We start from the raw sequence: 14864 nt of genomic DNA on the forward strand, positions 1-14864 counted from the left end.
GGATCAGCCGAGCGTCGGGTAGATCGGGAAGCGATCGGTAAGGGCAAGCACCTTCGTCTTCACCGCGGCCTCGACAGCCGCGTTGCCCTCCGGGTCGTTGGACCGCTTAAGGCCGTCCAGCACCTCGACGATCAACTGGCCGACCTCGCGGAACTCGGCCGCCCCGAAGCCGCGCGTCGTCGCGGCCGGAGTGCCCAGGCGCACGCCCGACGTGATGGTGGGCTTTTCGGGATCGTTCGGGACGCCGTTCTTGTTGCAGGTGATGCCGGCGCGGCCGAGGGCCACTTCCGAAACCTTCCCCGTCAGCATCTTGGGCCGCAGGTCCACCAGCATGAGATGGGTGTCCGTGCCGCCGGAAACGATATCGAGACCGCCTTCGCGCAGGGTCTCGGCCAGCACCTTGGCGTTGTCCGCCACGGCCTTCATGTAGCTCTTGTATTCCGGCGCCAGCGCCTCCTTGAAGGCGACGGCCTTGCCGGCGATCACATGCATCAGGGGCCCGCCCTGCAGGCCCGGGAAGATCGCCGAATTGATCTTCTTGGCGATGTCCTCGTCGTTCGTCAGCACCAGTCCGCCGCGCGGGCCGCGCAGCGTCTTGTGCGTCGTGGAGGTGACGACATCGGCATGCGGGAACGGGCTCGGATGCTCCCCGGCGGCGACGAGGCCGGCGAAATGCGCCATGTCGACCCACAGGAACGCGCCGACCGCATCGGCAATGGCGCGAAAACGCGCGAAATCGATCCGACGCGAATAGGCGGAGCCGCCGGCTACGATGATGCGCGGCTTGTGCTCCTCGGCCAGCGCGGCGACCTGGTCGTAGTCGATCAGGCCGGTCTCCACGTCGAGCCCGTACTGCACGGCGTTGAACCACCGGCCCGAAAGGTTTGGCTTTGCTCCATGCGTCAGGTGGCCGCCGGCATCGAGGCTCATGCCGAGGATGGTTTCACCCGGCCTGGACAGAGCCATCAGAACGGCCTGGTTGGCCTGGCTGCCGGAATTGGGCTGGACGTTGGCGAAGCCGCAGCCGAAAAGCTCGCGTGCCCGGTCGATGGCCAGCTGCTCGGCGATGTCGACATACTCGCAGCCGCCATAGTAGCGCCGCCCCGGGTACCCTTCGGCATACTTGTTGGTCAGAACGGATCCCTGCGCCTCCAGCACGGCGCGCGAGACGATGTTTTCCGAGGCGATCAGCTCGATCTCGTGGCTCTGGCGGCTGAGTTCGCCCTTCATCGCGGCGAAGAGCTCCGGATCGACGGTCGCGATACCCTCGTTGAAGAAGGCGTCATGACGATGCGACGGTTGCTGCGCGTAAGCCTGCGACATTCCTGAATGCTCCGATTTGACCGGCCGGGGCTGCCTGTGCCCTGCGGCGATGGGGTGCCGTCTACCATGGAAGGTTAACGCGCGCCACCGAATCTATCCGGTGCCCAAACGACAAAAGCCGGCAGCTGTGCGCCGCCGGCCCTCGAAACTCCGATCGGCAATAAATCAGTAGCTGATGCCCGTGGCGACCTGCTCGCCCGGCTGGTAGGCCACCGGACGCACGTCCGTCATGGCCAGCTGCTCCGAACCGTCGCGACGGTAGATGTCGTCGCGAAACTGAACCACCGTCGGGTCCGTCGCCCAGGCCGTGAGGTAGGTGAACGTCAGCGGCACGGGATCGACGAGGTTGACGTCCTTGCGCTCGCGGCGTGCGATGACCTGCTCCATCGTGGCGCGGTCCCAGCCCGGCGTGTTCTTGGCCAGCCAGACGATGAGGTCACGCACGTTCTGCACGCGAACGCACCCGGACGATTCGAAGCGCATCAGCTGCGAGAACACGCTCTGCTGCGGCGTATCGTGCATGTACACGGAGTGCTGGTTCGGGAAGTTGATCTTCACCGAGGACATCGCGTTGTTCTTGCCCGGATTTTGCCGGAACAGATAGCGCGTCGCCTCTTCCGTGTTCCAGTCAATCTGCGACGGAGGAATGACGCTGCCGTCGCCGGCATAGATGAAGATGTCGTTCCGCTCCAGGTAGGTCGGATCCTTCCGCATCAGCGGAATGATGTCCTTGCGCACGATCGAGGTCGGCGCATGCCAGTACGGATTCATGTTGAGGTTGGTGATGCGCGACTTCAGCAGCGGGGTCTGCCGGTCGATCTTGCCGACCACCGCGGTATGGCGCTGCACCACGCGGCCGCCCTCGACGGCCTCGATGGACGCCGCAGGGATGTTCACCATCACGAAGCGCGGCGCGTCGTAGCTCTCGGCCTGCAGGCGCTGCAGGTTTACCTGAAGCTGGCTGAGGCGCACGCTGGTCGGCACGTTCATGGCCTTGAACGTATGCTCGGAAACGACGCCATCGGACGGCAGCCCATGACGGGACTGGAAGCGTTTGACCGCCGCGTCCACATAGGTGTCGAACGAGGCGGACTGCCCGGCCGAGCGCGGCAGGTCGCCCGAGATGGCAAGCCGCTCGCGCAGGGCCATGACGGCGGGATGCTCCACGCCCAGCTTCAGCACCTGGCCTTCCGGCACCATCGGCCAGCCACCGGCCATCGAAATCTGGTTGTAGGCGGCGATGGCCTGCTGCATGGCAGCCGCCGTGTTGGGCGAAAAGACCGGCTGGTTGGAACGCACGGAGGCGACGTTGGCCGACCGCGTGTCGAACTGGTCGTTCCAGCCGCCGCGATTGGGCGCCATGAGCACGTCCTGCAAGGCGGACTGGGCCAGGGCGGAGCCCGGAATGGCGGCAAGCCCCGCCACTGTCGCAGCACCGGCGACGACGCTGCGACGCGTCATTCTTGCACGTCCGAACCTGGAAATCGCATCCATGATGAGCACCCCCTGCAACCCTCAGCCGGCCTATGAGCCGAAACCCCTACCACGCGCATGGTAAATCAAATGGAAATCCGGCAGGCCAACTCCTTGCCGCAAGATTTCCTGCAAGCCATGCCAATATGGCCAAACCGTGGAAAGGGAAAGGAAATCCGCCGCCGACCGCGACATTCGCAAACGGCAGGCAGGCGCTGCGACAGATGTGTCACAGCGCCATCGCCGCATTCGGCGAATTCTTCCTGCTACAGGCGATACATGATGGAGTCGTTCCAGAACCGGTCCAGCCGCTGCAGCGATCTGTTCATCTTCTGGAATTCCTGCTCGCCGAGGCCACCAACCTTGTCGATGGAAACGATGTGCCTGTCGTAAAGCTCTGCGACGGTTTCCGCGATGGCCAGACCCTCGGGCGTCAGCGAGATGCGTACGGCGCGCTTGTCGCTGGCCGACTTCTGATGATCGATGAAGCCGAGCTCCACAAGCTTCTTCAGATTGTAGGAGACGTTCGAGCCCAGGTAGAACCCGCGCGAGCGCAGTTCCCCCGCGGTCAGGACGCTGTCGCCGATATTGAACAGCAGAAGGGCCTGCACCGCGTTGATATCGGTGCGGCCGGCGCGGTCGAACTCGTCCTTGACGACATCCAGCAGACGCCGGTGCAGGCGCTCCACCAGCTGCAGCGTTTCGAGGTAGAGCGTCTTCAGCGGGGCATCGTCCTCCGACGCTCCTTCCCTTTGGGCCGCCACAGCCTGGGCGTTCCTCTGGTTACTCATGAATCTTGCTCCGGTCCTTGTACGGATGGCCGCGCATGGCGGCATGATCGGCCGGAGCCTCGCGCGGGGCGCCTAAACGGCGCCTTAAAAGGCAGAGTCAACGAAGCGTTAAATCTTCCCTCCGACGCAATCGCACTTAACAAGCCGTTTACGAATGCGCGGGCGCCGCTGCCCTGCGCACGGTGCGCGACCGGGTACGCCTGGCCACGATATCGGCCACCCGCAGCAGAAGGATGAGCGAAAGGCCGACACCATGGGCCACGGCGATCGGCCAGTTTTCCGAAAATTCCGCCGGCCGGCCGATGACCAGGCCCGCCTCGATCAAGGCCACGAGACCCCACAGGACAGCGCCCCAGGACCCGGCAAGCCAGAGGCCCAGGCCGGCGAACGGGTACAGCACCGCGAAGGTGCAGGCGGCAACCCGCCAGCCAAGCGGCATCAGGTCGAAACGCCACAACGGCGCGTCGTACACGCCCACAAGACGCACCCAGTAATAGGCTCCCGCGCCAAAAAAGGCAATTGCAACAATTCTATATATAAAATTGCTTATAGACCGCGTCAGGTTGCCTGAGGGATTCTCTTGGGGGGTCGAACGCTTCATGCTGCGATAGTGCGCGCGCCGGAGACGCTTGTGAAGGCGTAAACGGGCACATGGCGCCCGTACTTCGCGGAATGGTTCCAATTTGTGCCCCCTTGTTCTAGAACGCCGCCAGAGTTCGAAAGGGTTTTTGCATGACCGGCCGAGAGCATCGCGACATCACACGTGCCATAGACGTGGCCACGGGCGGCCGGCGTCTGCGACGGCTTCGCCAGCATGAATGGTCGCGCCGCCTGGTCCGCGAGACGCGGCTTGCGCCGGCAGACCTGATCTGGCCGATCTTCGTGCGGGATGGCGACGGCGCGCCGGAGCCCGTGGCCTCGATGCCCGGCGTGCACCGCCACAGCGTGGCCGGTGCGGTGGAGGCCGCACGCAGGGCACGAGACCTCGGCATTCCGGTTCTGGCCCTGTTCCCCTTCAACGAAGGCGGCTGCCGCGACGAGACGGGCAGCGAGGCGCTCAATCCGGACAACCTCGTCTGCCGCGCCACGCGGGCCATCAAGGCGGCCGTGCCGGAAGTGGGCATCCTGTGCGATGTCGCGCTGGATCCCTATACCAGCCACGGCCATGACGGCATCGTGCACGATGGACGCATCGACAACGACCGCTCGGTGGAGGTGCTGTGCCGGCAGGCGATCGTGCAGGCCGAAGCCGGCTGCGACATCGTCGGCCCGTCCGACATGATGGATGGCCGGGTCGCGCTGATCCGGCAGGCACTGGACGATACCGGGCTGCAGGACACGATGATCATGTCCTATGCCGCCAAATATGCATCCGTCTTCTATTCCACCTTCCGCGACGCGGTCGGCTCGTCCGGCGTCCTGAAAGGCGACAAGCGCACCTACCAGATGGATATGGGCAATTGCGGCGAGGCGCTGCGCGAGGCCGCGCAGGACATCGACGAGGGCGCAGACATGATCATGGTGAAGCCCGGCCTGCCCTATCTCGACGTGCTGACCCGCCTCGTGCAGGAGTTCAACATACCCTGCTTCGCCTACCAAACGTCGGGAGAATACTCGATGATGATGGCCTCGGTCGAGCGCGGCTGGCTCGACGGCGATGCCGCCATGATGGAGGTGTTGACGGCCTACAAGCGCGCAGGGGCGGCCGGTATCCTGACCTATTTCGCGCCACGCGCCGCGGCAGCGCTGGCCTGAGCCTTGCGCATGGCGTGCGCCGCGCCCATCTGCGAGGGGTGACCGTGATGAAAGAGACGAGACCCATGAGCCAGACCGCCGACATGAATACCGACCAGACGATCGTAAACGACGTCCGGGCCTATCGCGGCGTGCGGACCCGGCGCATCTGCGCCTTTCTCGTCGACTATGCCATCGTGCTGGCGCTGGCCGTACCCGCGGCGATCGTCGTCGCCATTCTCGGGCTGCTGACGCTCGGCCTCGGCTGGGCGCTCTACGCCGTGATGCTTCCGTTGATCGCCATCTTCTACATCGGTTTCACCATGGGTGGCCGCACGCAGGCGACGCTTGGCATGCGCCTCTTCGACATACGCGTCTCGCGGCTCGACGGCGTGGCGGTGGATCCGGTCCTTGCCGTGCTTCATGGCGTGCTGTTCTGGGCCAGCGTATCCCTTCTGACACCGCTCGTGCTTCTCGTTTCGCTGTTCACCCGGCATAAGGAACTGCTGCACGATTACCTGCTCGGCACTGTCGTCGTCAGAAATCACTGATTGTTCTCTTCGTGTCCGACGCGCCACTTCCCTACCGGCCCGCTTCGCGTAAGATGCGGCAGGTAACCGGCGCATCCGGCGCCCGGTATCGGTTCGGTGAGAGATGACAGCGCATCATCCGCAAACGCCGCAGTTCTTCCTGACGTCCCCATCCGTTTGCCCGTATCTGCCCGGCCAGCTCGAGCGCAAGGTCTTCACGCATCTGGTCGGCACGCGCGCCGGAGAGTTGCTCGACCTCCTGACGCAAGGCGGCTTCCGGCGCAGCCAGAACATCGCCTATCGCCCCGCCTGCGAGCGTTGCCGCGCCTGCATTTCCGTTCGTATCCTGGTGGACGAGTTTCGCCCCACCCAATCGATGCGCCGCGTGATGCGCAACAACCGGGATCTCATAGGCCGGATGGACCCGGCCTCGGCCAGCAGCGAGCAGTATTCGTTGTTCCGCCGCTATCTGGATACGCGCCATGCCCAGGGCGGCATGTCGGAAATGTCGGTGCTGGACTATTCGATGATGATCGAGGACAGCCAGGTCGAGACTCAGTTGATCCAGTATCGCAGGCGCGGGCCGGATTCGGCCTTCTCCCGCTCTTCCGACGGCGCGCTGGTCGGCGTAGCCCTGACGGATGTCATGGCCGACGGCCTGTCGATGGTCTACTCTTTCTACGAGCCGGCCGAGATCGACCGCAGCCTCGGCACCTACATGATCGTCGATCATGTCGAGCGCGCCCGCGCCATGGGCCTTCCCTATGTCTATCTGGGCTACTGGGTCGAGGGGTCCGAGAAGATGGGCTACAAGATACGCTTCCAGCCGCAGGAACACCTGCGCCCCGCCGGCTGGGAACGGTACCGGCCATCCGAGGCGTAGAGCATCGGATGAAAAAGTGGCATCCGGTCTTTGGAAAATCCGATGCCCGTCAGGCCGAAGCCTGCAGCATGTCGAGATAATCCTGCCGGGTTGCCACGCGCGGGTTGGTCACATGCGTATGATCCTTCAGCGCACCGTCGGCGACGGCATCGAACATGTCTGGTCCGACCCCCAGTTGCGACAGGCCTGTCGGCAGGCCCAGGCGCTCCGACAAGGCCCCAAATGCGGGGATGACGGCATCCTCATCGGACAGGCCCATGGCCGCCGCCAGCCGCGCGAACCTGCCTCCTTCGCTCACGCTTGCAGCACCGCGGTTGAAAGCCAGGACCGCAGGAAGAAAAATCGCGTTCAGCGTGCCGTGATGCAGCTTCGGATCAAGCCCGCCCAGCGCATGGCTGAGGCTGTGAACGCAGCCAAGCCCCTTCTGGAAGGCCATCGCCCCCATCATCGACGCAGCCATCATGTCGCGACGGGCGGCGCGATCTTGCGGAGCCTCGGTCGCACGAACGATGGCGCCATATCCCAGCCTGAGCCCCTCCAGCGCGATGCCGTCGGCCGGCGGGTTGAAGGCTGCCGACAGGTAGGTTTCCACGCAATGCGACAGGGCGTCCATGCCGGTTGCCGCCGTCAGCCCCGCCGGAAGCGTGGCCGTCAGTTCCGGATCGCAGATGGCAAGCCGAGGGATAAGGTAAGGCGACAGCAGCCCGACCTTGCGTTTATCGTCGAGGATGATGATCGCGCCCCGGCCGACTTCGCTGCCGGTGCCCGCCGTGGTGGGCACCGCCACCACGGGTGCGGTGCGCGCCGTAATGCGCGCCGCACCGCCGGCAATGGCGGCATAGTCCTTCAACGGGCCGTCATGAGTTGCGGCGATGGCGACACCCTTCGCAAGGTCGATGGCCGAGCCGCCGCCGATGGCCACGATGCCGTCCGCCCCGCTTTCCAGGTATGCGGCCGCTGCCGTCCGAACGGCGGCCTCCGTCGGGTTTCCGGGCGTTTCGTCGAATACCCCGGCGGGATTGCCTGCAAGCCCGGCCAGCGCCTTGTCCAGCAGCCCGGCCTCCCGCACTCCCCGGTCCGTCACAACCAGCGGCCGGGCGATGCCCAACGCCGCAAGCTCCTCGGCCAGCAGGCTTACCGCGCCCTCCGCAAACTGAATTCTGGTCAGGTAATTGATCAGCGCCATCCGGTTTCCTCCCTCGGTCGGCTCGATGCAATGGGGGCGATCGAATGGAGAACCCGTCAGCTACCGGAGAACCGGCCGCTTTTGGGGAAGCCCTTGGGCACCAGCCGCCCGGCCTGGGCGCGGTCGCCGCGCCATTCCAGAAGCTCGGCCTCGCCGCGCAGGAAGAGCCGGCCGCCGCCATCCGTCCATGTCAGCCCATCGGCCATCCGGAACACTTTCGCGTCGGCAAGGCCCCCATCCTTGTAGCGCTGCAGGCGCACCCCCTTGCCCCGCGCCATTTCCGGCACCTGAGACAGCGGGAACACCAGAAGCTTGCGGTTTTCGCCGACGACGGCGACGCTGTCGCCATCCACGGGTACGGCCAGCGCCAGCCGCCCCTTGGCGGTGACGTTCAATATCTGCTTGCCTCGGCGCATACCGGAGACAAGGTCGCCTTCGCCCACCACGAAGCCATTGCCGTCGTCGGCTATGATCAGCCGGCGCGCGCCTGGATTGGCCACGAAGCCGGTGACGATGTCCTGATCGTCTTCCAGCTCGATGGCCAGCCGGATCGGGTCGCCGTGGCCCCGGCCGCCCGGCAGCTTGTCGGCCCCCAGCGTGAAGGCCCGGCCGTTGGTGGACAGGAAGACGAGCTTGTCGGTCGTATGCGCAGCAAACGCCATCTTGAGCCTGTCGCCCTCCCGGAAGGTCAGGGTGGACGTATCGGCCATGTGGCCGCGCATCGCCCGCAGGAAACCCTTCTGCGACAGCACGATCGTTACCGGCTCGCGCTCGATCATCGCTTCGGCGATCACCCCGGCATCGTGGCTCGGCGCCTCTGCGAACAAGGTGCGCCGGCGCCCGATGGCGGTTTTCTTGGAAAACGTCTCGCGAACCTCGCGGATTTCCTCGCCGATGGCCGACCACTGGAGTTCGGCCGACGCCATCAGCGCTTCCTTGCGCGCCTTCTCCTCGCTCAGGGCATCGAACTCGCGCCGCAGTTCCATCTCTTCCAGTTTGCGCAAGGACCGCAGGCGAAGGTTCAGGACGGCTTCGGCCTGGACATCCGTCAACTCGAAGGTTCGCATGAGCTCGGCCTTCGGGTCGTCCTCCTCGCGGATGATCCGGATCACCTCGTCGATATTCAGGAAGACGACGAGATAGCCGGACAGAATCTCCAGCCGGCGGGCGATCTGCCCGAGGCGGAAGGCCGTGCGCCGTTGCAGCACCTCGCGACGATGGGCCAGCCATTCCACCAGTACGTCGCGCAGCGACATGACGCGGGGCACCTTGCCGCCGGACAGGACATTCATGTTCAGCGGAATGCGGCTTTCCAGGTCGGTCAGGCGGAACAGCGATTCCATCAGCAGTTCCGCGTCCACCGTGCGGGAACGCGGCTCGAGCACGATGCGCACGTCTTCGGCGGATTCATCGCGCACATCAGCCAGAAGAGGCAGCTTGCGAGCGGTGAGCAGGTCGGCGATCTTCTCGATCAGGCGCGACTTCTGCACCATGTACGGAATCTGCGTGACGACCACGACATAGGAGCCGCGCCCGGTGTCTTCCTTGTCCCAGCGAGCGCGCACGCGGAACGAGCCGCGGCCGGTGGCATAGGCCTCCCGGATGGCGGCAGCATCTTCCACCACGACGCCGCCCGTCGGGAAATCCGGCCCCTGCACGAAACGCAGGAGCGCCTCCACCGGGGCATCCGGCGTCTCGATCAGCTTCAGCGCCGCATCGCAGATCTCGGCCACGTTGTGCGGCGGAATGGACGTCGCCATGCCGACGGCGATGCCTGAGGAACCGTTGGCGAGAAGGTTCGGGAACGCGCCCGGCAGGACGACGGGCTCCTGGTCTTCCTCGTTGTAGGTCGGACGAAAATCGACGGCATCCTCGTCGATCCCGCGAAGAAGCAGCGTGGCGACATCCGTCATCCGCGCTTCGGTGTAGCGCATGGCGGCCGCGCTATCGCCATCGACATTGCCGAAATTGCCCTGCCCGTCGATCAGCGGATAGCGGATCGCGAAATTCTGAGACAGGCGGACAAGCGCATCGTAGATGGAGGCATCCCCGTGCGGATGGAACTTGCCCATCACGTCGCCCACGATGCGTGCGCATTTCTTGTAGCCCTGGCCAGGGTCCAGCCGCAGTACGCGCATGGCGTGCACGATGCGGCGATGCACGGGCTTCAACCCGTCGCGCACATCGGGCAAGGCGCGCCCCATGATCGTCGACAAGGCATAGGCCAGGTAACGCTCTTCCAGCGCGGCCTTCAGGTCTACCGGTTCGATGTCGCCGCCGCCGGCGGGCGGTTCAACGCTTTTGCCCATGATCCTGGCCTAGCCGACGAACATGAAAAGAACAAGCAAGGAACAGCGCTTATCCAAGGCTTTGCGTGCCGGGAATGCTTTTTGCGGTCGCCATGGATTGCCTTCCGTCGCGCCCGCGCCATAAACCGGGGCGACAGTCGAGATTCGAAGGATTTGCCGGACCGCGAAGGCGCGGCGGCCGTTTGATGAGGTTGCAATCGATGATGCATTTCCGCACCCGTGGCATTATGGCCGGCCTGATCGTCGGACTGATGAGTTCGACGGCGGCCCACGCCGCGGATGGCGAGGCTTTCGCCCAGCGCCTGAAGACCCTTCTGGCCCCGCAGGGCGTCACGCTCAATTACACGGGCGTTTCGGAAAGCGGCGACGACGTCGTCCTCGAGGGTGCTTCGATCGCCGGCGAAGGCGAGCAGCTCGAACTCGGCGATCTGACCTTCGAAAACGTGGACGGCACCGTCGAGCAGGGGTTCACCGCCGCTCGCATCGGCCTGCGTGACGTCGACCGCACCGAAAGCGACAGCCGCCTGCAGGTGAAGGGCATGGAAGTGGAGGGCCTGCGCCTGGCCGGCACCGCCGCCGCGACCGATCCCGCCCTGCCGAGCAACATCCAGATCGACCGCGCCGGCTTCGATGCCATCACGATGCAGCATCAGGGCAAGGACGTCCTGACGGTGGGAGCCACCGAGCTGACCAGCGAGGAAGGCTCGGCCGGAGGAATTTCCGGCACGTTCGACGTCAGCCGGTTCAGCTTCGACACCACGGTCGAGCCGGAATCGGAGGGCGCCCGCACCATGGCCGCCATCGGATATCCGCAGATCCATGGCAGCATGAGCGGCCAGGCGGAGTGGAATCCGGCAGACGGCCTTTTGAAGCTCGATCCGCTGAAGATCATCTGGGATGATGCGGCCGAACTTGATTTTGCTTACACGATAACCGGTTATACGCCTGCCTTCATCCAGCAGCTAAGCCAGCTCCAGCAGCAGATGGCAGCCAACCCGGAGGGTAGCGACTCCACCGGCATGGCAATGCTGGGCCTGATCTCGCAATTATATCTCAACAATGCCAGGCTTGCGATCACCGACAATTCCCTGACGAACAAGCTGCTGGACCATTACGCGGAGCGCAACGGCCAGACCCGCGAGCAGCTCGTCCAGCAGTTGCAGGCGATGCTGCCGTCCATGCTTGCCTATATCCAGAATCCAGCCTTCCAGACCAAGGTACAGGACGCGGTCTCCGCCTATCTGACCAACCCCGGGAACCTGTCTATCGCCGTTGCGCCGCAGACTCCCGTTCCGGCGACCCAGGTCATCGGCGCTGCGATGGGCGCTCCGCAGACGCTGCCGGAAGTGCTGAATCTCGACATCACCGCAAACCAGTAATAGCGGAACGAAAAAACCCGGCGTCGCCTTTTGGCGCAGCCGGGTTTTTCATGTCTGGCGTTTTGGGCCCGGTCAGGCCTTCGGCTGCGGCGCGGTGCGGATTCCCAACTCGCGAAGCTGCGTCGTCGAAGCTTCCGACGGCGCGTTCATCAACAGATCGTAGGCCTGCTGGTTCATCGGGAACATGGTGATCTCCCGCAGGTTGCGGACGCCGCACAACAGCATCACGATCCGGTCCACGCCTGCCGCCATGCCGCCATGCGGCGGCGCGCCATACTGGAAAGCCCGGTAAAGCCCGCCGAACCGGTCTTCCACGTCCTGGCGCGAATAGCCGGCGATCTCGAACGCCTTCACCATGGTTTCCGGCAGGTGGTTGCGGATACCGCCCGAGGCGATTTCGTAGCCGTTGCATACGATGTCGTACTGGAAAGCCTTGATGGTGAGCGGTTCCTGGCCTTCCAGTGCTTCGATGCCGCCCTGCGGCATGGAGAACGGGTTGTGCGAGAAGTCGATCCTGCGTTCCTCTTCCTGCCACTCGTAGAAGGGGAAATCGACGATCCACGCCAGCTCGAAGCGATCGCGGTCCACGAGGTTAAGCTCCTCGCCGACGCGGGTGCGCGCCGCCCCCGCGAAGTCCACGAACTTCTTCGGCTGTCCGGCCACGAAGAAGCAAGCGTCACCGGCCTCGAGCCCCATGGCCTGGCGCACCGCTTCCGTCCGCTCCTCGCCGATGTTCTTGGCCAGCGGGCCGGCGCCTGCCACCTTGCCGTCTTCCTCGCGCCAGAAGATGTATCCGAGGCCCGGCTGGCCCTCTCCCTGCGCCCAGCCGTTCATGCGGTCGCAGAAGGCGCGCGAGCCGCCGGTGCGGGCCGGGATCGCCCAGACCTCGACCGACGGGTCGGACGCGATCATGTTGGCGAATACCTTGAAGCCCGAACCGGCGAAATGCCCGGTCACGGCCTGCATCTCTATGGGGTTGCGCAGGTCCGGCTTGTCGCTGCCGTATTTGCGCATCGCCTCGTCATAGGGGATGCGGCGGAACTCCTGCGAGACGGGCTTGCCCTCGGCGAACTCCTCGAAGATGCCGCGGATCACCGGCTCCATCGTCTGGAAGATGTCTTCCTGCGTCACGAAGCTCATTTCCAGGTCGAGCTGGTAGAACTCGCCCGGAAGGCGGTCGGCGCGCGGATCCTCGTCGCGGAAGCACGGCGCGATCTGGAAGTAGCGATCGAAGCCGCTCATCATGATGAGCTGCTTGTACTGCTGCGGCGCCTGCGGGAGCGCGTAGAACTTGCCCTGATGGATGCGCGACGGCACCAGGAAGTCCCGTGCGCCTTCCGGCGAGGATGCCGTCAGGATGGGCGTCGAGAATTCGGTAAAGCTGGCCTCGCCCATGCGGCGGCGCATCGCGGCGATGATCTGCGTGCGGCGCATGATGTTCCGGTGCAGCGTCTCCCGGCGAAGGTCGAGGAAGCGGAACTTCAGCCGCGTGTCTTCCGGATAATCCGGTTCTCCGAAGACGGGAAGCGGCAGTTCCCGCGCCTTGCTGAGCACCTCGATCTCGGCGGCGAACACCTCGATCTCGCCGGTTGGCAACTTGGCGTTGACCGTCTCGGGCGAGCGCGCCTTGACCGCGCCGTCGACGCGGATCACCCACTCGCTGCGCACGGTCTCGGCGGTGGCGAAGGCCGGCGAGTCCGGGTCCACCACGATCTGCGTGATCCCGTAATGGTCGCGCAGGTCGATGAACAGCAGTCCCCCATGGTCCCGGACGCGGTGGACCCAGCCCGACAGGCGGGCGGTGCTTCCGACGTCGGCGGCCCGAAGGGCCGCGCATGTGTGGCTGCGATAGCGATGCATAATCTTTTTCTTCCCGGCGCCGACCAAAGGCGCGCCAAATCATGTCCCGGATGTCGGGCGTTCAATTCGCGCGGAAAAGCGCATGGCGCGCCTGTCCTGTCAAGATTTTCGCGGTCCCTGCCGCAGAACGCGGTTCAAAGCCGCCGGCCGTTGATCTATGAAGACCTCATGGAGCCCATCACCACCACATCCGCCCTAGCCGAAGCCTGCGACGCTCTTGCCCGCGCGCAATTCGTGACGGTGGACACCGAGTTCATCCGCGAAACGACCTTCTGGCCCGAATTGTGCCTGATCCAGATGGCCAGCGACGAGCGCGCCGTCCTGGTGGACCCGCTGGCGGAGGGTATCGACCTCGCCCCCTTCTTCGCGCTGATGGCCGATACCTCCGTCGTCAAGGTGTTCCATGCCGCGCGCCAGGACGTGGAAATCGTCTACAAGCTGGGAAACATCATACCCGCGCCGCTGTTCGATACGCAGGTCGCCGCCATGGTGTGCGGCTTCGGCGAGGCCATCGCCTACGACCAGCTCGTCGCGCGCACAACGGAAGGTCGAATCGACAAGACCTCGCGCTTCACCGATTGGCGGGCCCGCCCGCTGTCGCCGAGCCAGCTTCAATACGCCCTCGCCGACGTTACCTATCTCCGCGATGCCTATCGCTACCTGACGGCGATGATCGACAGGCAGGGCCGCCGCGAGTGGCTGGAGGGCGAGCTCGCCATATTGACCACGCCGGAGACCTACGACCTGCATCCCGACCTTGCCTACACGCGGGTGAAGATGCGGGTGAAAAAACCGATCGAGCTGGCCGTCCTCAAAGAGGTGGCGGCATGGCGCGAGCGTGAGGCGCGACAGAAGAACCTGCCGCGCGGCCGCGTGCTGAAGGACGACGCCCTTCAGGAGATCGCCCAGCAGCAGCCGCGCACCGAAGAGGCGCTCGGTCGCCTGCGTACGATCCCGCGCGGCTACGAACGCTCGTCCGCCGCACGGGAGATCCTGGCCGGCGTTCAGCGCGCGCTCGCAATTCCCAAGACGGAGCTGCCGGCCCTGCCCCGTCCGCCGGCCCTGCCCGAGGGTACGGCTGCAGCGGTCGAGTTCCTGAAGGTCCTGTTGAAGATCGTGACGGAAGAGGAAGGCGTCGCCGCCAAGATCCTCGTCAGCGGCGACGACCTCGAAAAGCTGGCCGTCCACGGCGAGGCAGCGCAGATCCCCGCACTGTCTGGCTGGCGCCGGACCATCTTCGGCGCGCGGGCGCTGGACCTTCTTTCCGGCCAGTCCGCACTCGTCTACCGCAATCGCAAGGTCGAGATCGTAGACATGCCGGACGCCTGACCGGCACACGGCGCTACCGCTTTCGCAGCATCTTGACAGGTGCGGCGTTTCGTCATTCTCTGAAGTG

The 14864-nt window shown here is 64.9% G+C and carries 12 protein-coding genes; 5 read left to right on the forward strand and 7 right to left on the reverse strand.

Going from position 1 to position 14864, the window contains the following annotated elements:
• Positions 1 to 3: 3 nt before the first annotated feature.
• The 4 genes from glyA to NDN16_RS19300 all read right to left on the reverse strand — a co-directional run bounded on the left by glyA (position 4) and on the right by NDN16_RS19300 (position 4074).
• Positions 4 to 1323: a serine hydroxymethyltransferase gene (glyA, locus tag NDN16_RS19285; RefSeq protein WP_285292853.1), complete on the reverse strand. Its 1320-nt coding sequence runs from the start codon at positions 1321 to 1323 to the stop codon at positions 4 to 6.
• Positions 1324 to 1488: 165 nt separating this feature from the next.
• On the reverse strand, positions 1489 to 2817 hold the full coding sequence (locus NDN16_RS19290; protein ID WP_435301132.1) for a L,D-transpeptidase family protein: 1329 nt from the start codon (positions 2815 to 2817) through the stop codon (positions 1489 to 1491).
• A gap of 245 nt (positions 2818 to 3062) precedes the next feature.
• Positions 3063 to 3587: a transcriptional regulator LdtR gene (ldtR, locus tag NDN16_RS19295; protein ID WP_251115085.1), complete on the reverse strand. Its 525-nt coding sequence runs from the start codon at positions 3585 to 3587 to the stop codon at positions 3063 to 3065.
• Positions 3588 to 3735: 148 nt separating this feature from the next.
• Complete coding sequence (locus NDN16_RS19300; protein WP_435301133.1) at positions 3736 to 4074, reverse strand: DUF6163 family protein; 339 nt, start codon at positions 4072 to 4074, stop codon at positions 3736 to 3738.
• A 245-nt stretch (positions 4075 to 4319) separates the two neighbouring features.
• Here NDN16_RS19300 and hemB point away from each other — a divergent pair, with 245 nt between their 5' ends.
• The 3 genes from hemB (at position 4320) to NDN16_RS19315 (ending at position 6734) form a co-directional block, all read left to right on the forward strand.
• The gene (gene hemB / locus NDN16_RS19305; RefSeq protein WP_251115087.1) at positions 4320 to 5342 is read left to right on the forward strand and encodes a porphobilinogen synthase; all 1023 of its coding nucleotides are present in this window, start codon (positions 4320 to 4322) and stop codon (positions 5340 to 5342) included.
• 65 nt (positions 5343 to 5407) lie between these two features.
• Positions 5408 to 5872 carry an RDD family protein gene (locus NDN16_RS19310; protein WP_251115088.1) on the forward strand — a complete coding sequence of 155 codons (465 nt, stop codon included), beginning with the start codon at positions 5408 to 5410 and terminating at the stop codon, positions 5870 to 5872.
• Between the two features lie 103 nt (positions 5873 to 5975).
• Positions 5976 to 6734 carry an arginyltransferase gene (locus NDN16_RS19315; protein ID WP_251115089.1) on the forward strand — a complete coding sequence of 253 codons (759 nt, stop codon included), beginning with the start codon at positions 5976 to 5978 and terminating at the stop codon, positions 6732 to 6734.
• Between the two features lie 49 nt (positions 6735 to 6783).
• Here NDN16_RS19315 and NDN16_RS19320 read toward each other — a convergent pair whose 3' ends face one another.
• Both NDN16_RS19320 and parC read right to left on the reverse strand, forming a co-directional pair.
• Positions 6784 to 7920: an iron-containing alcohol dehydrogenase gene (locus NDN16_RS19320; protein ID WP_251115090.1), complete on the reverse strand. Its 1137-nt coding sequence runs from the start codon at positions 7918 to 7920 to the stop codon at positions 6784 to 6786.
• 56 nt (positions 7921 to 7976) lie between these two features.
• Positions 7977 to 10229: a DNA topoisomerase IV subunit A gene (gene parC, locus NDN16_RS19325; RefSeq protein WP_251115091.1), complete on the reverse strand. Its 2253-nt coding sequence runs from the start codon at positions 10227 to 10229 to the stop codon at positions 7977 to 7979.
• Positions 10230 to 10429: 200 nt separating this feature from the next.
• On the opposite strand from parC, the gene NDN16_RS19330 reads away from it, so the two are divergent.
• Complete coding sequence (locus NDN16_RS19330) at positions 10430 to 11608, forward strand: hypothetical protein (protein ID WP_251115092.1); 1179 nt, start codon at positions 10430 to 10432, stop codon at positions 11606 to 11608.
• Between the two features lie 72 nt (positions 11609 to 11680).
• Here the strand turns inward: NDN16_RS19330 and aspS are convergent, their stop codons facing one another.
• Positions 11681 to 13468: an aspartate--tRNA ligase gene (gene aspS, locus NDN16_RS19335; protein ID WP_251115093.1), complete on the reverse strand. Its 1788-nt coding sequence runs from the start codon at positions 13466 to 13468 to the stop codon at positions 11681 to 11683.
• 168 nt (positions 13469 to 13636) lie between these two features.
• On the opposite strand from aspS, the gene rnd reads away from it, so the two are divergent.
• Positions 13637 to 14797 carry a ribonuclease D gene (rnd, locus tag NDN16_RS19340; protein ID WP_251115094.1) on the forward strand — a complete coding sequence of 387 codons (1161 nt, stop codon included), beginning with the start codon at positions 13637 to 13639 and terminating at the stop codon, positions 14795 to 14797.
• Positions 14798 to 14864: the final 67 nt, after the last annotated feature.

The sequence above is a fragment of the Aureimonas altamirensis genome (assembly GCF_023702225.1).
In the GTDB taxonomy this organism is placed as follows: domain Bacteria; phylum Pseudomonadota; class Alphaproteobacteria; order Rhizobiales; family Rhizobiaceae; genus Aureimonas; species Aureimonas altamirensis_B.